General features: G+C 60.9%; 18 protein-coding genes and 1 tRNA gene. 7 read left to right on the forward strand and 12 right to left on the reverse strand.

Annotation, left to right across the window (positions count from 1 at the left end; all coding sequences use genetic code 11):
- Nucleotides 1-207 precede the first annotated feature (207 nt).
- On the reverse strand, nt 208-1,494 hold the full coding sequence (locus I2C21_RS12075; protein ID WP_195279440.1) for an MATE family efflux transporter: 1,287 nt from the start codon (nt 1,492-1,494) through the stop codon (nt 208-210).
- 283 nt (nt 1,495-1,777) lie between these two features.
- Here I2C21_RS12075 and I2C21_RS12080 point away from each other — a divergent pair, with 283 nt between their 5' ends.
- Nucleotides 1,778-2,956, forward strand: coding sequence for a M20 family metallopeptidase (locus tag I2C21_RS12080; protein ID WP_193537049.1), 1,179 nt, complete (start codon nt 1,778-1,780; stop codon nt 2,954-2,956).
- Nucleotides 2,957-3,091: 135 nt separating this feature from the next.
- Nucleotides 3,092-3,736: a DUF4230 domain-containing protein gene (locus I2C21_RS12085; RefSeq protein WP_180956692.1), complete on the forward strand. Its 645-nt coding sequence runs from the start codon at nt 3,092-3,094 to the stop codon at nt 3,734-3,736.
- Nucleotides 3,737-3,801: 65 nt separating this feature from the next.
- On the opposite strand, the gene I2C21_RS12090 is transcribed toward I2C21_RS12085, so the two are convergent.
- Nucleotides 3,802-4,233 (reverse strand): zinc ribbon domain-containing protein, encoded by a 432-nt coding sequence (locus I2C21_RS12090; protein WP_195279388.1) that lies wholly within the window; start codon nt 4,231-4,233, stop codon nt 3,802-3,804.
- A 12-nt stretch (nt 4,234-4,245) separates the two neighbouring features.
- Nucleotides 4,246-4,695 carry a zinc-ribbon domain-containing protein gene (locus tag I2C21_RS12095; RefSeq protein WP_101691239.1) on the reverse strand — a complete coding sequence of 150 codons (450 nt, stop codon included), beginning with the start codon at nt 4,693-4,695 and terminating at the stop codon, nt 4,246-4,248.
- Nucleotides 4,696-5,083: 388 nt separating this feature from the next.
- Between I2C21_RS12095 and cysE the strand changes: the two genes are divergently transcribed.
- Both cysE and cysS read left to right on the forward strand, forming a co-directional pair.
- Nucleotides 5,084-5,734 carry a serine O-acetyltransferase gene (gene cysE, locus I2C21_RS12100; RefSeq protein ID WP_101691238.1) on the forward strand — a complete coding sequence of 217 codons (651 nt, stop codon included), beginning with the start codon at nt 5,084-5,086 and terminating at the stop codon, nt 5,732-5,734.
- Between the two features lie 30 nt (nt 5,735-5,764).
- The gene (cysS, locus tag I2C21_RS12105) at nt 5,765-7,177 is read left to right on the forward strand and encodes a cysteine--tRNA ligase (RefSeq protein ID WP_101691237.1); all 1,413 of its coding nucleotides are present in this window, start codon (nt 5,765-5,767) and stop codon (nt 7,175-7,177) included.
- 332 nt (nt 7,178-7,509) lie between these two features.
- On the opposite strand, the gene pgsA is transcribed toward cysS, so the two are convergent.
- The 9 genes from pgsA to I2C21_RS12150 form a co-directional block, all read right to left on the reverse strand.
- The gene (pgsA, locus tag I2C21_RS12110) at nt 7,510-8,037 is read right to left on the reverse strand and encodes a CDP-diacylglycerol--glycerol-3-phosphate 3-phosphatidyltransferase (protein ID WP_101691236.1); all 528 of its coding nucleotides are present in this window, start codon (nt 8,035-8,037) and stop codon (nt 7,510-7,512) included.
- Nucleotides 8,038-8,042: 5 nt separating this feature from the next.
- Nucleotides 8,043-9,401: a 30S ribosomal protein S12 methylthiotransferase RimO gene (rimO, locus tag I2C21_RS12115; protein WP_101691235.1), complete on the reverse strand. Its 1,359-nt coding sequence runs from the start codon at nt 9,399-9,401 to the stop codon at nt 8,043-8,045.
- A 101-nt stretch (nt 9,402-9,502) separates the two neighbouring features.
- Nucleotides 9,503-10,168, reverse strand: a complete 666-nt coding sequence (locus tag I2C21_RS12120) for a regulatory protein RecX (protein WP_195279389.1) — start codon at nt 10,166-10,168, stop codon at nt 9,503-9,505.
- Nucleotides 10,165-11,289, reverse strand: coding sequence for a recombinase RecA (recA, locus tag I2C21_RS12125; RefSeq protein ID WP_101691233.1), 1,125 nt, complete (start codon nt 11,287-11,289; stop codon nt 10,165-10,167). Before recA ends, I2C21_RS12120 begins: the two co-directional genes overlap by 4 nt.
- Before the next feature lie 100 nt (nt 11,290-11,389).
- Nucleotides 11,390-12,277, reverse strand: coding sequence for a peptide chain release factor N(5)-glutamine methyltransferase (prmC, locus tag I2C21_RS12130; protein WP_101691232.1), 888 nt, complete (start codon nt 12,275-12,277; stop codon nt 11,390-11,392).
- 328 nt (nt 12,278-12,605) lie between these two features.
- On the reverse strand, nt 12,606-13,589 hold the full coding sequence (locus tag I2C21_RS12135) for a DUF1385 domain-containing protein (protein ID WP_180956691.1): 984 nt from the start codon (nt 13,587-13,589) through the stop codon (nt 12,606-12,608).
- Between the two features lie 104 nt (nt 13,590-13,693).
- Nucleotides 13,694-15,100, reverse strand: a complete 1,407-nt coding sequence (locus tag I2C21_RS12140; protein ID WP_101691231.1) for a sensor histidine kinase — start codon at nt 15,098-15,100, stop codon at nt 13,694-13,696.
- 31 nt (nt 15,101-15,131) lie between these two features.
- The gene (locus I2C21_RS12145) at nt 15,132-15,818 is read right to left on the reverse strand and encodes a response regulator transcription factor (protein ID WP_101691230.1); all 687 of its coding nucleotides are present in this window, start codon (nt 15,816-15,818) and stop codon (nt 15,132-15,134) included.
- A 33-nt stretch (nt 15,819-15,851) separates the two neighbouring features.
- Nucleotides 15,852-17,252, reverse strand: a complete 1,401-nt coding sequence (locus I2C21_RS12150; protein WP_195279390.1) for a hypothetical protein — start codon at nt 17,250-17,252, stop codon at nt 15,852-15,854.
- 227 nt (nt 17,253-17,479) lie between these two features.
- Here I2C21_RS12150 and I2C21_RS12155 point away from each other — a divergent pair.
- From I2C21_RS12155 to I2C21_RS12160, 3 genes are all read left to right on the forward strand, one after another.
- A tRNA-Leu gene (locus I2C21_RS12155) sits at nt 17,480-17,566 on the forward strand.
- A gap of 531 nt (nt 17,567-18,097) precedes the next feature.
- A complete protein-coding gene (locus tag I2C21_RS17650; protein ID WP_286167290.1) occupies nt 18,098-18,295 on the forward strand; it encodes a YlcI/YnfO family protein in 198 nt (65 codons plus the stop codon).
- A gap of 257 nt (nt 18,296-18,552) precedes the next feature.
- Nucleotides 18,553-19,059 (forward strand): hypothetical protein, encoded by a 507-nt coding sequence (locus tag I2C21_RS12160; RefSeq protein WP_195279391.1) that lies wholly within the window; start codon nt 18,553-18,555, stop codon nt 19,057-19,059.
- Nucleotides 19,060-19,089 lie beyond the last annotated feature (30 nt).

Here is a 19,089-nt window from a genome sequence, read left to right on the forward strand (position 1 = left end):
CGGGATCGAACCGCTGACCTCTTGAATGCCATTCAAGCGCTCTCCCAGCTGAGCTATACCCCCATATTCACTTGCCGCGCCGCCGGTCCGGCGACTCAACGTAGAATATTATATCTGCTTCTTCTTCGTTTGTCAACTCTTTTTTCTCTTTTCCGAAAAACTTTTTTCCGGCTCCGCCCTCAACCGAGAGCGGAGCCGGAGAACTATTTACTGAAACTCCAGACGGCGGTATACCGTAAAATACATAGTGAGAATGCAGGCCAAGCCGCCCACCACGTTGGAGATGGGCTCCGCCAGGAAGACGCCGTTCACCCCCATGCCAAACCAGGCCGGCAGGATCACGGTCAGGGGCGCCACGATAAAGGCCTTGCGGAGCAGGGAGAAGAAGATGGCGTTTTTCGACCGCCCCAGCCCCACAAAAATGGACTGTCCGATCATCTGGAAGGACATGAACGCGAAGGTGGCATAGTAGATCCGAAAGGCCGGGACACCGGCGGCGATGAGGGCCGGGTCGTCGTTGAAGAGCCGGATCAGCAGCTCCGGGATGGCCAGTGTCACCAGCCAGATCACCACGGAATAGGCCATGGTCACCTGCACGGAGAAGCGGATGCCCTCCCGCACTCTCCCGTACTCCCGGGCGCCGTAGTTGTAGCCCAGCACCGGCTGGCTGCCGTTGGTCAGCCCCGTGATGGGCATGGTGATGACCTCCCGGATGGAGTTGATGACCGTCATCACACCCACGTAGAGATCGCCGCCGTACTGCTGGAGGGTGGCGTTGCACAGGACCTGCACCAGGCTGTTGGTCATGGACATCATAAAGCCGGATACTCCCAGGCTGAGGATCCGTGCCACCCGCTCGCCCTTGAGGCGGAAAGCGGACCAGCGCAGCCGGAGCAGCGTCTTTTTCCCAGTGAGAAAGAGCATCACCCACACCGCCGAGCAGGTCTGGGAGAGCACGGTGGCCAGAGCAGCGCCCCGCACGCCCATATGGAACACAAAGATGAAGATGGGGTCCAGCACGATGTTGACCAGTGCGCCCAGCGCCACGGTACCCATCCCGATCCGTCCAAATCCCTGGGAGTTGATGAAGGGATTCATCCCCAGGCCGATCATCACGCAGATGGTGCCCAGCAGGTAGACGGTCAGATACTCCTCCGCGTAGGGAAAGGTCACGTCACTGGCCCCGAACAGGTAGAGGATTGGCTCCCGGAACAAAAGGCACAGGGCCGTGAGCACTGCGCCGAAGAGCAGCAACAGCGCAAAGGAGTTGCCCAAAATAGCCTCCGCCTCCTCATCCTCCCCCTTCCCCCGGTGGATGGCGCACAGGGGCGCGCCCCCCATGCCGCAGAGGTTGGCAAAGCCGATCAGGATCGAGATAATGGGCAGGCACAGACCCAGGCCGGTCAGGGCAAGCCGCCCCTCCCCCGGGATCCGCCCGATGTACATGCGGTCTACAATATTATATAGGATGTTGATGAGCTGGGCCGCCGTCATGGGCAGGGCCAGACTCAGGATGTTGCGGGGGATGCTCCCCTTGGAAAAATCATTTTTGGACTGCTGCGTTTGAATCTCCTCCACTTCTGGAGGTTTGCCACTTGAAAAAGCCAAACCATCGTATTATAGTGTCTACGGAACCCATCGCACCTCGGTCCGCGGACATGACACTTTGTTATTATAGTACGTTCTGCCCCGCTCCGCAAGAAAGAGGTTGCGTAGGAAACTATTTTTCGGTTTCCCCCATCTGATATTCCGTCTGTTGGAAAGGCAGGTCTTTTTTATGTCCGAACTTCTCTCCCGTGCGCAGGAACTCTCCCCCACGCTCAAAGCCATCAAGGACGACATTCACCGCCATCCGGAGCTCTCCTTTGAAGAGCGGCGCACCACCGGTATCATCCGGGAGCGCCTTACCCAGCTGGGGATCGAGCTGATCGATCTGGGTATGGAGACCGGCGCGGTCGGCCTCCTCCGGGGCGGCCAGAGCGGCCCCACCGTGGCTCTCCGGGCTGACATCGACGCCATTGAGCAGCAGGAGCCCGCCGACAACGGCGTGGTCTCCGAGTGCCCCGGCGTCATGCACGCCTGCGGTCACGACTTTCACACCACTTGTCTGCTGGGCGCCGCCCAGCTCCTGGCCGAACGGCGGGAAGAGCTGTGCGGCAATGTGGTCTTCCTCTTCCAGCCCGCGGAGGAGATCACCCAGGGTGCCGCGGCCATGATCCGCCACGGCCTCTGGGACAAGCTGCCCCAGCGCCCCGAGCGGCTTTTCGGCCTGCACACCCGCCCCGAGATCCCCTGCGGCCAGGTGGGCGTGATCCCCGGGGCCGTCATGTCCGGCAAGTCCCACTTTGTCATCACCCTCACCGGCGTGACCGGCCACTGCGGCTCTCCCCACAAGTGTGTGGACGTCATCGTGGCCGGGGCCGCCATCGTCAACGGCATCCAGACTATCGTCAGCCGCAACACCGACCCCCAGGAGCCCCTGGTGTGCGCGGTCTTCTCCATCAACGCGGGCACGCCGGAGAACTTCGTGCCTGAGACTCTGACCATGACCGGCGACGTGCGCGCCCACTCCGACGCCGTGATCGAGCAGACCCAGAACCGCCTCAAGGCCCTGGCCGAGGGGATCGCGGCCTCCTATCAGTGCAAGTGTGAGGTGCGCTTCATCCCCGAGGTCCCGGTGACCGACAACAAACCCGAGATGACCGCCCTGGCCCGCCGGGCCGCCTGCGCCATCCTGGGTGCGGAGAACATCGTCCAGCCCCGGGGCGATATGGGCTCGGAGGACTTCGCCGTCTTCGGTCAGGATGTCCCCGCCTTCTTCTACTGGCTGGGCACCGGCTTCCCCGGACAGCACAATCCCTGCTGGCACAATGAGCATTTCCGGACGGATGACGATGCCCTCCCCCTGGGCGCGGCTCTGCTGGCCCAGTCCGCCCTGGAGGGGCTGAAGGGCTGACCGCACCGCCCCACTTCCCTGGGATTCTTACAAAAGAGTGACAAATTCTCTCAAAGTGCCGACACTTCTTGCTTTTTTCGTTCCGTTTCGCTATGATGGTATCCGTTATCATGACAGAGGAAAGGAGAAATGCATATGCCGGTACAGGATTCGACCGAGCGTCCCGTCCGCCGGAAGCTCCGGCTCAAGACCAAACTGGCCCTGATCGCGGCTCTGCTGGCCGCGCTGGCAGTGTCCTTCGTGCTGGGCGCCGTACTGACTCACCGGGATGCCGCCCCCGTCATCACCAGCGAGCTGCTGGGCCAGCAGCTCTCCAGCATCCGGGAGCTGTCCACGGTGGAGTACCACTATACCAATATGGGCAAGTTCGAAAACCAAGTGGATTTCTACGGCTGGAAGGTCCCCTTTACCACCAAGAGCTTTATCGTGGCCTATGACGGCCTCATCAAGGCGGGCGTGGACCTCTCCGACGTGGAGATCCAGGTCCAGGGAGAGAAGATCTCCATCTCCCTCCCCGCTCCGGCCATCCTCTCCCACGAGATCGACGAGGAGAGCATCGAGGTCTTTGACCAGACCCACAACATCTTCAACCCCATCGAGATCACCGATTACACCGGCTTCACCGCCGACCAGAAGTCGGCTCTCGAAAACAAGGCCATCGAAAACGGCCTGCTCACTGCCGCTGCCCAGCGGGCGGAGGAGGCTGTGGAGGGACTTCTCTCCGCGCTCCCCGGACTGGACGGATACACCGTCTCCGTGGAGGTCGCCCCCCAGGCCTAACCAAACGAACAAAGCGTCCGCCATTCCCAGTGATCGGAACGGCGGACGCTTTGTTTGTCCGGCCCTTACAGCAGTTGAGAGAGCAGGAGGAAGAGCAGCCAGACGAGGAAAATACCCGTGGCGCTCCCCGCCGTCAGCAGCCAGAAGAGCTCGCCCCGGCTCAGCGTCCCCACGGCGGTCCGTTTCACCGCCGCCTGGCCGGTCCCGCCCGGCACAAGACGCAGGTGCAGCGCGGGCAGCTTGCGCCGGAGCTCCTCAAACTCCGCATGGCTGCACTCGGTGGCCAGCAGGGCGGGGAGGGTCTTCAGCTCCCGGCGGATCCCCTCCTCCTTCATTTGACTCTGTACCTTCCGGAGCTGGCTCACTGCCGCCGACTCCTCCAGGACCCGTACCACCAGCACGTCGTAATCCACCGCCGTCGGCAGCCCACATCCGGGACAGGCCGACGCCTGATCGGAAATTTCCCGCCCGCACTCCGGGCAATGCATCAACGCCATATTTTTCTCCTCCTATCCGAAAAAGAGCCCGCCGAGCAGCATCAGGATCAGCCAGAGCAGGAAGCCTCCCAGCATGACCGCCTTGACCGTCTCCCAGAAGGTGAGCGGGTGGGGCTTTTCCTCCTGCTTCCGGGTCCGGCGCAGCAGCGCGGTCTGGCAGAGCTGATCGGCCTCCTCCTCGGGGAGGATCTGCACCGTGCAGCCCGACAGGTCCAGCGCCGCCTCCTGGGCCTCCGCCCAGGTCATGCCCCGCCGGAGCACACAAGGCGCGCAGATCCACTGCTCCGCCTCCTCCCGGGTGCAGCCCTTCCACTCGGACACATAGGTCAGCAGCACGAACCAGTCCTCCCGGTCATCCAGCACCAGAAGGGCATAGTGGGGGATGGGCTCTCCGCAGCCCGGGCAGCTGACGGCGTACTCCGAAATCTCCTTCCCGCACAGGGGACACGGGACCAGCGCCATAGCGACTCCTCCTCCGTTCTCGGTTTTTCCCAGTATAGCACAACTTGCCTTCCCTGTCTCCCCCTTGACACCCCGCCGGGGGCATGATAATATAATGAACCAAGAAGAGCGTGAAGAACGGGAAGAGTAGCATCCTGACCGGACGGACAGAGAGGACGCGTCATCGGCTGAAAGCGTGTCCACGGCGGAGGATGTGAAGTGCGCCCGGGAGCGCGGGGCGTAATGGCCCCCGGCAGGCCGCCGTTACCGGCCGGGCCGGTTGCTGGACCGGCTGTGAGCAAATGCAAGAGTGGAACCGCGACGGAGACGCCGCCTCTTGTGCCCATGTGGGCATAAGGGGCGTTTTTTCATTCTTACGGTCCTCTCATCATCTGACAGGAGGGATAACATGACACGTCTCGGCGAGACTTTGGCGGCCTATCAGGCCCGGGACCCGGCAGCCCGGAGCAAACTGGAGATCTTTTTGCTCTATCCCGGCGTCCACGCTATCCTATACCACCGGCTGGCCCACTTTCTGTACTGTCATGGTCTGAAATTTCTGGCCCGGCTGGTCTCCCAGTGGAGCCGCTTCTGGACCGGCATTGAGATCCACCCCGGCGCCAAGATCGGCCGCCGCTTCGTCATCGACCACGGCATGGGTATCGTCATCGGTGAGACCGCCGAGGTGGGCGACGACTGCCTGATCTACCACGGCGTCACCCTGGGCGGCACCGGAAAGGACCACGGCAAGCGCCACCCCACTCTGGGCAACAACGTGATGGTCTCCAGCGGGGCCAAGGTACTTGGCCCCTTTACCGTGGGCGACAATGCTCGCATCGCCTCCAACGCGGTGGTGCTCAAGGAGATCCCCCCCAACGCCACAGCCGTGGGCGTGCCCGCCCGGGTGGTGCGCATTGCCGGGGAAAAGGTGGATTACACCACCAGTGTGGACCAGATCCACATCACCGACCCGGTCCAGAAGGAGCTGCAGGCCCTCAGCTCCCGGCTGGAATTCATCGAAATGCTGCTGGATGAGCAGTCCCGGCAGGGCAATCTGTAAGATCTATTTACCGGAGAAAGGAATGTCAATATGAAGCTCTACAACTCTCTCACCCGTACCAAGGACGACTTCAAGACCCATACCCCCGGCAAGGTGGAGATGTACACCTGCGGCCCCACCGTATACCACTTCGCCCACATCGGCAACCTGCGCAGCTATATCATGGAGGACGTGCTGGAAAAGTACCTCCGCTATGCCGGCTATGACGTCAACCGGGTCATGAACATCACCGACGTGGGCCATCTGGCCTCCGACGCCGACACCGGCGAGGACAAGATGCTCAAGGGCGCCAAGCGGGAGCACAAGACCGTCATGGAGATCGCCCAGTTCTACACCGACGCTTTCTTCTCCGACTGTGAGAAGCTCCACATCAAGCGCCCCGACGTGGTCCAGCCCGCCACCGGCTGCATCGAGGAGTATATCCAGATCGTCTCCGGCCTCATCGAGAAGGGCTATGCCTACCTGGCCGGGGGCAACGTCTACTTCGACACCTCCAAACTCCAGCAGTACTACGTCTTCAACGACCACGACGAGGAGGACCTGGCCGTGGGCGTCCGGGACAGCGTGGAGGAGGACCAGAACAAGCGCAACAAGGCCGACTTCGTCCTCTGGTTCACCAAGTCCAAGTTCGAGGACCAGGCCCTCAAGTGGGACTCTCCCTGGGGCGTGGGCTATCCCGGCTGGCACATCGAGTGTTCCGGCATCTCCATGAAGTACAACGGCGAGTATCTGGACCTCCACTGCGGCGGCATCGACAACGCCTTCCCCCACCACACCAACGAGATCGCCCAGTCCGAGGCCTATCTGGGCCATCCCTGGTGCCCCCAGTGGTTCCATGTCCACCACCTCAACACCACCAGCGGAAAGATGAGCAAGTCCAAGGGCGAGTTCCTCACGGTCTCCCTGCTGGAGGAGAAGGGGTACGACCCCATGGTCTACCGCTTCTTCTGCCTCCAGTCCCACTACCGGAAGGGCCTGGTCTTTTCCTGGGAAAACCTGGACAACGCCCGCACCGCCTATGACAAGCTCATCGCCCGTGTCGCCGCCCTGAAGGACGAGGGTGAACTGGACCAGGCCGCCATGGACGAGCTGCGCGCCTCCTTCCGCTCCGCCATGGACAACGACCTGAACACCTCCATGGGTGTGACCGTCCTCTACGACGTGCTGAAGGCCAAGATCAGCGACCGCGCCAAGCGGGTCCTGCTGGACGAGTTTGACCAGGTGCTGAGCCTGGGCCTCCTGGACCGGGCCGCCAAGGCCGCCGCCCCCCAGGCGGAGGAGAGCGCGGAGTCCGACCCCGAGATCGACGCTCTGGTGGCCGCCCGCACTCAGGCCAAGAAGGACAAGAACTGGGCCGAGGCCGACCGCATCCGGGATGAACTCAAGGCCCGGGGCATCGAGCTCATCGACACCAAGGAAGGCACCAAGTGGAAGCGGGTCTAAGCCCCTTCTCCCGACTTCGTTTGATAAAACACCCCGGAGTTCGATTGGAGCTCCGGGGTGTTTCATGTGTTTATCCAGTATTCTTTTGCAATCCTTGCCGCAAATGCCTCGCAGAGTTCCGCCGTCCGCAGACGGCGGAATAAAGTCTAATCGTGTTTTCCGGCGGCGTATACGTCGGAAAACACTCCGCTCAGGCCGCAAGTGTGTGGCCCTTCGGGCCATGCGCGCAGAGGCCTGCATCCCCTCGAAAAAATGCTTGCATTTTTGAGAAGCGTGTCGAACTTTTCGACACGCAAAAATCCCGGAGTTCATTCAAACTCCGGGATTTTTCATTACATATGGCTCCAGTCGATGACGTCCTTGTTCTTCACAAAGTACTCCACGCCGGAGTAGACGGTGGTGATGACGATGACCGCCGTCACGATCACATCCACCATGTGGGGCACCGGCAGCAGCATCAGGCAGATACCCACCATGGTGGAGGCCGTCTTGACCTTGCCCGACCAGGCCGCCGCAATGACCCGGCCGTTATCCACCGCGATGAGGCGCAGGCCGCTCACGGCAAACTCCCGCACCACTACGATGAGGAGGGCCCAGGCCGGCATCCGGCCCACCTCCACAAACCACAGCATGGCCGCCATGACCAGCATCTTGTCGGCCAGCGGGTCCATGAACTTGCCGAAATCGGTGATCAGTCCCCGGCTGCGGGCGATATGCCCGTCCACAAAGTCGGTGGCGCTGGCCACGATAAACACGGCAAGGGCCACATAGCGATTATAGGGGAAATCCAGGTACAGCACCACCAGAAAGACCGGGATCATCAGGATCCGCAGCATGGTCAGCTTGTTTGCGGTATTCATGGCCATCACTCCTCGATCTCGCCGGTGAGGTCTCCGTCCGAGACCCCGGTCAGGCGTACGTAGACAAATTCACCCGCGGGGATCACGCCGCCCGCGGTAAAGAGCACCCGGCCGTCGATCTCCGGAGAATCGGCCCAGGTCCGGCCCACATAGCAGCCCTCCTGGGTGTCAAAGCCCTCGCAGAGGACCTCCACCGTCTCGCCCAGGCGGCTCTCGTTCCACTCGTCCATCACCCGGGACTGGAGGTCCACCACCAGCTCTACCCGGCGGCGGGCCACGTCGTCGTCCACCTGGTCCTCCATCCGGGCGGCCAGGGTTCCCTCCTCCCGGGAGTACTGGAACACGCCCGCCCGCTGGAGCTTCTGCTCCCGCAGGAAGTCGCACAGCTCCTCAAAGGCCTCGTCGGTCTCCCCAGGCAGGCCGCAGATGAGGGAGGTGCGGATGACCACGTCGGGCATAGCCGCGCGGAGCTTATCAAAGAGGGCGATGAGCTCGGCCTTGGTGGTGCGCCGCCGCATAGCCGAGAGAATGGCGTCGTTGCAGTGCTGGATGGGAATATCCAGATAGTGCAGGATCTTCCGCTCGCTGGCGATGGTCTCGATGAGCTCGTCGGTCACCGCCTCGGGGTAGAGGTAGTGGAGCCGGATCCAGCGGAAGGGCAGCTTGCACAACTCCTTGAGCAGCTTGGAGAGGTTGCTCCCGTCCTCCAGGTCCAGACCGTAGCGGGTGATGTCCTGGGCAATGACGATGAGCTCCTTCACACCCCGCTCGGCCAGCTCCTCCGCCTCGTGGAGCAGAGATTCCATGGTACGGCTGCGGTAGCGGCCCCGGAGCTTGGGGATGATGCAGAAGGCACAGCCGTTGCTGCACCCCTCGGCGATCTTCAAAAAGGCGGTATAGGGGGCGGTGGTGACGATGCGCTCCCCGTCCTCATAGGTGCGGTGGATGTCGCCGAAGTGCTCGGGATGCTCCCCTGCCATCAGCTCCTCCACAGCGGAGACCACGTCGGTGTAGCTGCCGGTGCCCAGCATACCGTCCACCTCGGGCAGCTCCTCCTTGATCTCCTCCCGGTAGCGCTGGGTGAGACATCCGGCCACCAGGAGTTTTTTCAGCTTCCCCTCGTCCTTGAGCCGGGCCAGCTCCAGGATGTTGTCGATGGCCTCGCTCTTGGCCGACTCGATAAAGCCGCAGGTGTTGAGCACCGCCACATCGGCCCCGGCGGGCTCGCCGGTGATCTCATACCCGGCCTCCCGGCACAGGGCCATCATCTGCTCGGTGTTCACCAGGTTCTTGGCACAGCCCAGGGACACAAAGGCCACTTTATATTGCTTCAATGAGATTCCTCCCCAATTCCATAACGTCATGGTTCTGGACCGGAGGAAAACAGGGATTCTCCAGCCGGTCCATACTAGGAAAGTTTACACGATATGCCGCAAAAGTCAACCACAAAATGGCCCCGGCGGATTTATTCGTCATCCTGTGCCGCGCCGTAGCGCTCCAGCCCCTCCTTGATCTCCTCCCACCGGTAGCCCCGGCGGGCCAGGGCGTCGGAGGTGCGCTTGAGGGCCCTGGGGTCCCGGGGGTCCTCCCCCCGCATCTTCCGGCGGATGAACTGGTCGATCTCGTCTTCCGGGTCCTGGGCCTCGGCCAGGGCCTCCTCCCAGCAGTCCCGGGGCACGCCCCGGCGGTAGAGCTCGTCCCGGAGCTTTCGCTCCCCATAACCCTTGGCAGAGTAGTGGCGCACCACGCTCTTGGCGTACTCGGCGTCGTTGAGATAGCCCAGCTCCTCCAGCCAGTCGGCTACCGCTTCGGCCGCCGCCGGGTCGGCCGCCGCTTTTTCCTTCCGCTCCTTCCCGTCCCGGGTGGGCCGGGGGCGGGCGGTGAGCTTCTGCACCAGCTCTCTCCGGGAGAGGGGACGCAGGGAGAGTGCGCTGATGGCCCGCTCCTTCAGTTCCCCCAGGGCGGCGGCGGCGCGCAGCTCCTCCAGCCGCTCCCCGGAGAGCTCCATGCCCGCATAGAGGCCGAAGGAGACCACCTCATTCTCTCCCACGCGCAGCAGGGAGCCGTCCTCCAGATGGAGGAGCCACCGCCCCTGCACCCGCTGGGAGGGGGCCAGCTTCAGCAGTTTCATTCTGCGTCGGCCCCATCCTCGCCGTCATCAAAGTCGTCGGCGCTCACGTCCACGGCCCGGCCCGCCGCCTTGGCCGCGGCGCGGCCCTGGCTGGGCATGAGCTTGTAGGCGTTCTTGCGGATCTCGGCCTCGATGCGCTCGGCCTCCTCCGGATTGTCCTTCAAGTACTGCTTGACGGAATCCTTGCCCTGGCCCAGGCGCATCTCGCCCATGGAGAACCAGGAGCCGGACTTCTGGATGATGTCCAGCTTGACGCCCAGGTCCACCAGCTCGCCCACCTTGGAGATGCCCTCGCCGTACATGATGTCGAACTCGGCCTCCCGGAAGGGCGGGGCCACCTTGTTCTTTACGATCTTGACCCGGGTGCGGTTACCGATGATCTCGGAGCCGTTCTTGAGGGACTCCACCCGGCGCACATCCATGCGCACCGAGGCGTAGAACTTCAGGGCCCGGCCGCCGGTGGTGACCTCGGGGTTGCCGTAGACCACGCCCACCTTTTCCCGGAGCTGGTTGATGAAGATGACGATGCAGTTGGTCTTGGCGATGGAGCCGGCCAGCTTGCGCAGAGCCTGGCTCATGAGCCGGGCCAGCAGGCCCACGTGGGAGTCGCCCATGTCGCCCTCGATCTCGGCCCGGGGGGTCAGCGCGGCCACCGAGTCCACCACCACCACGTCGATGGCGCCGGAGCGGACCAGGGCCTCACAGATCTCCAGCCCCTGCTCACCGGTGTCGGGCTGGGAGATGAGCATGGAGTCGATGTCCACGCCCAGAGCCCGGGCATAGGTGGGGTCCAGGGCATGCTCGGCGTCGATGAAGGCCACCTCGCCCCCCCGCTTCTGGGCCTCGGCCACGATGTGCAGGGCCAGGGTGGTCTTACCGGAGGACTCGGGGCCGTACACCTCGATGATGCGTCCCTTGGGCACGCCGCCGATGCCCAGGGCCAGGTCCAGCGCCAGGGAGCCGGTGGGAATGGCCTCCACCACCACGTGGGAGTTCTCCCCCAGACGCATGACGGTGCCCTTTCCGTAGGTCTTCTCAATATTGGCCAGACAGGTCTCCAGGGCCTTCTTCTTATCGGAAGCCGGCGCGGCCGACTCGATGGGTTTCTTCTTATCTGCCATGGTTTTGTATCATCCTTTCCAGCCGGCGGGACGCGCCGGCCTCCTTCACCAGATTTGCGGGGTTTCTCTCCCCCTGTTCTGGTTCCATTATCCCACAGTCTCAGTCCAATAAACCGGACTCATCCAACAGTGGGACCACGCCGCCCACCACACGCTGGATCCCCTGGGTATCCGGATAGGTGCAAATATCCTGATAGCCCTCCTGGGCCAGGATGGCGGCCACCTGGGTGTCCTGACCCATCCCCACCTCAAAGAGCAGGGTGCCGCCCAGGCGCAGGGCGCTCTTCCAGTTGCGGGCGATGAGGCGGTAGAAATCCAATCCATCCGCGCCTCCGTCCAGGGCCAGCCGGGGCTCGTAGTCCCGCACAGACGGGTCCAGGCCCTCGATCTCCCAGCTGGGGATGTAGGGCGGATTGCTGGCGATCACGTCAAAGTCCCAGAGGGCAGGGGGCGGAACCTCCCGGGCATCGGCCTGGATGCAGGTCACCCGGGCGTTGAGGTCGTTGCGGCGCACGTTCTGCTTGCAGATGCGCAGTGCCCCCTCGGACACATCCGCCAAAACCGCCCGGCATCCGGGCACGTTGGCGGCTACCGCCAGCCCCACACAGCCGCTTCCGGCGCACAGGTCCAGGACCCGCGCCCCCTCTCCGGCGGCCCGGGCACGCAGAATGGCCTGCTCGGCCAGCACCTCGGTGTCCATCCGGGGGATGAGCACCTCCGGAGAGACCTCCATAGGCAGGCCGTAGAACTCCCACTCCCCCACCAGATAGGCCACCGGCTCCCCCGCCAGGCGGCGGCGCAGCAGCTCGGCCGTTTTCTCCTCCACCTGGTCAGAGGCGTAGAGCATCAGGTCCCGGTAGAACTGGTCCCGGCTTTTTCCCGCCGCAGCGCAGACGATCTCCCGGGCCTCCAGCTGGGCCGATTCCACGCCCGCGCTCTTCAACTGATGTCTGGCGTCCAGGTATAGATTATTATAGGTGGTCGCCATCAAATCACCCTCACACGATCAAATTTTACAACACACATTTTCTCGGGCACCCAGTGCCCGGACTTTGGCAGGACGCCTTACCAGGCGTTCCAGGCCATCGATAAGACATACTTCTGCGATGTTTGATGCAGCCTCGCAGAGTTCCGCCGTCCGCAGACGGCGGAAGAGAGTTAAATCGTGTTTTCCGGCGGCGTGTACGTCGGAAAACACTCTTCTCAGGCCGCAAGTGTGCGAGCGCCAGCGAGTGCGCGCAGCGGCCTGCATCCCCTCGAAAAAATGCTTGCATTTTTGAGAAGCATGTCGAAGTATTTCGACATGCTGAGACACCTTACCAGGCGTCCTTTCCCTTTTCGCTGGGCAGCACCAGCTCCAGCGAGCGGATGCCCACCTCGATCATACTGTCATCCGGCTCAAAGGTGGTGTAGTTCTGGAGCCACAGCCCGGGGGCGGTCATGACCCGGGTCAGGGCGTTGTCATACCGGCCCACCAGGCGGTTGATCTCATAGGTCAGACTCACCACCACCGGCAGCAGGAGCAGATGAATCCCCATCCGCGCAAAGACATTGGTCACCTCCACAAAGGAGAACACAAAGCTGGAGAGCAGAATGGCCACCACGATGACCACAAAGAGGAAGCTGGTCCCGCACCGGGGATGGTGGCGGGGCTGCTTGCGCACGTTCTCCACCGTCAGGGGGAGGCCGGCCTCATAGCAGAAGATGGTCTTGTGCTCCGCGCCGTGGTACTGGAACACCCGGTGGATGTCCTTGGTCTTGGAGCACAGCACCAGATAGCCCACAAAGATGATGACGCGCACCACGCCCTCCAGCACGTTGCGCACCCACATGGGCATGTCCTGGACCAGAAGGCCCAGCCCGCCCACCACCGCGGTGGGCAGCAGGATGAAGAGGCCCACCGAGAAGGCCATGCCCAGGATCACGGCCAACGTCACGATCATGGAGTACATGGCCTCACTGCCCAGCCGGCGCTCCAGCCACTGTTCGAATTTGGAGGGCTCTTCCTCCTCTTCCTCGTCCCCGTAGAATTCCGCTGAAAACATCAGGGCCTTGACCCCGTTGGCCATAGAGGAGCCAAAGTTAAAGACCCCCCGCAGCAGAGGAAGGCCCAGAATGGGATACTTATCCTTGATGAGCACCCGGTCGCTGACCTGTTCCTCCAGCGTTCCATCCGGCTTGCGCACCACGACGGCCTTTTTCTCCGGCCCCATCATCATGATCCCCTCGATCAGAGCCTGACCGCCGATCATGGTCTTGAACGTGCTCCCGCAGGAGCTGTGCTGTTTCTCTTCTGCCATGTGGTTCTCCTTTATTCTTCCCCCGGAGGAGGGTCGCCCCTCCCCCAGGGATTCCTCTGTTATCCTACCAAATCAGCCCGGCTTTTGCAAGACTCAATTCGAACTTACGTTCCAATTGGCAGTCGGACGGTCACCAGGCAGCCGCCGCCCTCCGCATTTCCGATCTCCAGGGTGCCCTGATGGCGCACCACGATCTCCTCACACACGGCCAGACCGATGCCGCTGCCCCGGGCCTTGGAGCTTCCCTTGTAGAACTTGGTCTTCACATGGGGCAGCTCCTCCTCCGGGATGCCCGGGCCGTAGTCCCGGATGGTGATGACGGCCTCGTCCTCCTCCCGCCGGATGGCGGTGTCGATGCGCTTCCCGCTCCCGCCGTGCTTGGCAGCGTTGTCCAGCAGGTTGCAAAGCACCTGCCGCAGCCGCTCCGAGTCCACGTTCATGAGAGGGAACTCCTCCTCACAGTCGGTATGGTGCAGCTCGATCCCGTCCCGGCGGAAAAACTCCTTGTAGGTGTAGACCGCGTCCTCCAGCTCGGCCTTGATGTCCACCGGCTCGATGGAGAGCGTAAAGCGTCCGTCCTGGATGCGGGAGAACTCCAGCAGCTCCTCCACCATGTTGGTCAGACGCCGGGCCTCACTGACGATGATGCCCATGCCCTTCTTCACGTCCTGGGCGTCCCGCACCTCGCCGTTCATGATGGTCTCAGCCCAGCCGTTGATGGCGGTGAGGGGGGTACGCAGCTCGTGGGAGACCGAGGAGATGAACTCGTTTTTCATCTTCTCCGACTGCTTGATTTTCAGGGACATGTCGTTGATGGCGTCGATGAGATCGCCCACCTCGTCATCAAACTGTTTTTCCATCTGCACGCCGTAGCTCCCGGCGGCAATGTGCTCCGCCGTCCGGGTGACCTGCACCACCGGCTCCACGATGGAGCGCACGAAAAACAGTCCCGAGAAATAGAGCAGCGCCAGCACCAGCAGGCCCACCGTGAGGGCCACGCCCACCACGATGAAGATCTGCCGGTCCACCAGGGCCAGGGACGTGACGATCCGGATGACCGAGACCACCTCTCCGTTGACCTTCAGGGGGCAGGAGACCGCCATGATGTGCTCCTCCGTGTTGGGGTCGGCCCCGGTCCAGACCCCCATGGGCTGGCCGCTCAGGGCGTCATGGATGTCCGGCGTATCCGGCTTGTAGCCGGAGATCTGGATCAGGCTGGAGAAATGCACCACGCCCTCACTGTCCAGGATCTGAAAGTTGAGCCGGTCGCTGTCCTCAAACTGCCCCGTTACGAAGGCAGAGGCGTTCTGGTAATAGTCGGCCTCGGTCTTATAGCCGCTGAACATATTGGCCGCCACGGTGATCTTGCTCTGAAGTCCCGTGCGCAGATTGGAATAATAGTAGCTGACCATGGCCACGGAAAAGGACGTGACCGCCAGCAATACCACCAGCAGGGCCGCGCTGATGCTGTTCATCATCCAGCGCTTTCGAATGCCCTTCATTCTCTTCATGGATGCACCACCCGGATAAAAGATAGCAGCCTCAGGCGCCCCACTTGTAGCCGTACCCCCACACCGTATTGATGTAGGTCGGATTCGTGGGATCGTCCTCGATCTTGATGCGCAGACGGCGGATATTCACGTCCACGATCTTCAGCTCACCGAAATAGTCCCGGCCCCACACCGTATCCAGGATCTCCTCCCGGGAGAGGGCCTTGCCGGGGTTGTCCATAAAGAGCTTGACAATGGAGTACTCCACCTGGGTCAGCTTGACCCGCTGGCCATTTTTCTCCAGGGTGCGGTTGCGGGTATTGAGCAGGAAGGGCGGCTGGTTAATCTCATCGGTGTTCTCCAGCACCACGCCGCCAGCCCGGCGGTAGAGGGCGTCCACCCGGGCGGTGAGCTCCGCCGGGGAGAAGGGTTTGGTCACATAGTCGTCCGCCCCGGTCATCAGCCCCGTCACCTTGTCCATCTCCTGGGTCCGGGCGGTCAGCATGATGATGCCGATCTGGCTGTTGCTGGCCCGGATGCGGCGGCAGACCTCAAAGCCGTCGATACCGGGGAGCATGATGTCCAGCAGGGCCACCTTGATGTCCGGATTCTGCTGGAGCAGCTCCAGGGCCTCTTCGCCGGTCCCCGCCTCGATGGTCTCATATCCAGCCCGTTTCAGGTTGATGACCACAAAGCTGCGGATATTGGCCTCATCCTCCAGGACCAGTACTTTTTTCATGTCTTGTTCCTCCTTACTTCCTTCCGCGCTTCCTCAGTCAAAGGAGTCCCAGTCGGTCTGGATGATCCGGAAGTGCTCCCGCACGCCGGCCTCGTCCAGGCCGCAATCCCAGCCGTCCATCAGCTCGGCGGCATAGATCACGGTGGGATTGTCCTCGCCGCTGTCTCCCAGCCGGAACCGGCCGGGCAGGCTGGCCCGGCTCACCCGGTTGCTGCCCGAAAGGCGGTAGATGGTCAGAAACGGGATGGGCTCCGCGCCGCTCTCCTTATCCCAGTAGGAGAAGATGACGGCCCGCTCTCCCCCGCCCGCCGCATCGCTGCGGGAGAGGGTGATCTTCCCCTCCCACTCGTCCGGCAGGATCAGGTACCATCCGTCCTGCTTGTTGTAATAAGTCGTGCACACATAATATGGAGTGCCGCTGATGTCATACTGGCTCCAACGGTTGAGCCAGAAATTCGGGGCGCTGCCGCTGGGGCGGTACTCCTCCACCGCGGCGGAGGTGGCCAGCTCCAGAATGCCGTCCTGATTGATGTCGGTGGGCTTGAGGGCAGCGTAGATATTGAGGGTCCCCTCGCTGGTATTGCTCTCCGGCTGGAGCGTGATATTGCGCAGCTGCTTGCGCGCATTCGGGTCCTTCTGTTCCCAGACCAGAATATCGGTGACCTGTCCGCTGCTGGTCTCGTTGATCCCGTTGGACAGCTCGCTGGTCACAAAAAGGGCTGGGACGGCATCCCGCAGATAGCCCTTGCGCATGCCCTCATCCTGTACCGCACCGATATTTTTGGACAGCGGCGCGGCGGAATCCGGCTCCATCAGGCCATCCCGGAAATCATACAGCTCTACCTCGCTGCCTCCCTCCGGCTTGGTGTTGAGGCTGAGGACCTCCTCATTGTCATCCCGGTCCATGTCGTAGAGCTTGAAAGCGGTGTAGTCGGTCCGCAGCAGCTCCACCACCTGTTCGCTGGACACCGAGTAGGCCGAGAGGAAATGGAGCTGATCGCTCAGCTGCCAGCTCACCACTACCTCTTTATCCGGCGAGTCATCCAGATTGACATAGTCGATGTAATTGATCCCGGTCCCCGGGCCCTCGATGACGGCCTCCAGCTCATAGGTCTCCCCCATCTGGCGGTAGATATAGATCTTGGGCTGGCTCTCCTCGCCCGTCATACGAAAAAAGGCAATGGCGGAATCCACCACGCCGTCTCCATCCATATCCTGAAGCTGGATATTCTGAATATTTTCCCCGCCCAGCGGTGCGCAGTACTCCGCCCCCTGACTGAGCACCTCGTTGATCTCGCTGGTCAGGTTCTTGAACTCCCGGGGAAGCTCCGGCAGACGGTACAGGTTATCGTCTGACTGCTGGGCGCACCCTGCCAGCAGCAGACACAGCGCCGCAGGCAGGAGGCACCGCCTCCTGATCTTGTGTTCTTTCATAGTGCGTGACCTCTCACGTAAAAATCCAAGCCACGGCCGGAGAAATCTGCATTTCCCCCATTTTACATGCCGGACCGTCATTCAGTACAGAATATTGTAGCATAGTTTCCGGTCGAATGGTATGCCTAATTGTAATTTTACTCCTCTTCCAACCGCCCTTCTTCTGCTCTGACGCAAATTTTCTCTTGTCAAACGATATGGTTTCCTGTATAATATAAAATTGATCCGCCGGTATGATGGAATTGGTAGACGTGACGGACTCAAAATCCGTTGGTGGCGACATCGTGTCGGTTCGAGTCCGACTACCGGCACCAGCTCGTCGCAAGCGACATATCGCTTGCGACGAGCTTTTTCATTTCATTGCAAAGCTCATCGCGCGCTCATTCTGCTGCTCTTTGCTTCCAAATCGAACCCGCTGCGCTGGGCTGCGATTTGGTTTCGGGTGCAAACCTGAACGCTGCGGCATCTATACTGTTGCAATATTTCAAAAATCGACAAGCCCCTAAAGGGGCTTGTCGATTTTCATTTATACACTCTTCTGTTTATCCGAAAAGCCATTGAATCTCTCGTGTAACCATTCCGCCACAAGGTATCGTCTTTTGAAGCGAATGATAACCGTTTTCCATTCTCCGCACTCCTCACAAAGATCAGGTTCTTCGGAGAAAAGGAAGCACTTGGGACTGTATTCAGAGTCTGTAAGCTTATTCCAACAATCCAGACAAAGTTCTGCCATTGACATCACCTCTGTTCCATCATATCAGAGTTGCATTGCAAATGCAATGCATACTTTCGAGAAATAGTGATATAGACTAATCGTAATACAAATGTATTGCGAGGAAACATCCATGGGCAGATTTCAGATACCATCCACGCCGCCTACGATCAACAAAACAATCCGCTTCCCAAGCGATGTGGTGGAAGGAGTGGAAAAGGCAATTCAGAATAAAAATTGCACGTTTTCTGCCTTTGTGATCGCTGCGGTCCGCGCGGCTTTGGAGGAGGTCCGCGAAATAGATACATCCAGTCCGGACCAGCATCCATAGTATTTTGATGGTTCAGCTCATCGTGCGCTCATTCTGCTGCGCTGAGCTTCGATTTGCTATTGGGCACGGTTGAATCCCTGCATCGATATTGTTGTGATGTTCCAGTCGGAGCAAGCTTTGTATCGCTTGCTCCGACTTTTTTATAACAAACACAGTCCGCTCCCAACACTGCTCCTCCTTTCCAAATGAATTTGGTCATGGTAAAATGAAAGAAAGAGTCGTGAAGTGTGCGTCCCAGGTGCGGGGAGGTATCTGAGATGAAAAAGCCAAGCAAAAAGAAGCTTTCATTCGCACTCACCGCGTTACTCGTCTTATTCCTGCTGAGTGCCTACGCCTGGTACACAAGACCCGTGACGCTCCCGGCACTTTATCCCATGTTAAAACTTGAGCAGTGCACACAGATCCAGGGGTATTATGAAATTGGAATGCAGCCGGAGCAATCCAGATTCACGATCACAAAGGACAGTGCAGAATTTGAACGGCTTTGGAATCTGTTCTATGGCCAGAGCTATTGCCGCAGTCTCAAGGATCTTCTGCCCAGGGGTACGAGGATCCATCGGACCGAAGAGGATGATTTTCAATGGACGGTCGATGTTCTCTTTGAGGACATTGCATTTCCTGACGGAAGCACCGGCTCCGGCACAATACTGTCTTTTACCTATTGGTACGGTACCTTTGAACTATTTTTTGACGGAGAAACCCACATTTATCAGGTTCCTGAACCGGAGCGCTGGGCCGCTCAGGTCCTTGCGATCATACAGTGAACACCAAACTGCGGAGCGAAAAATAGGAGG

The organism is Clostridium sp. J1101437_171009_A5 (assembly GCF_015547905.1).
GTDB lineage: Bacteria > Bacillota > Clostridia > Oscillospirales > Oscillospiraceae > Pseudoflavonifractor_A > Pseudoflavonifractor_A gallinarum.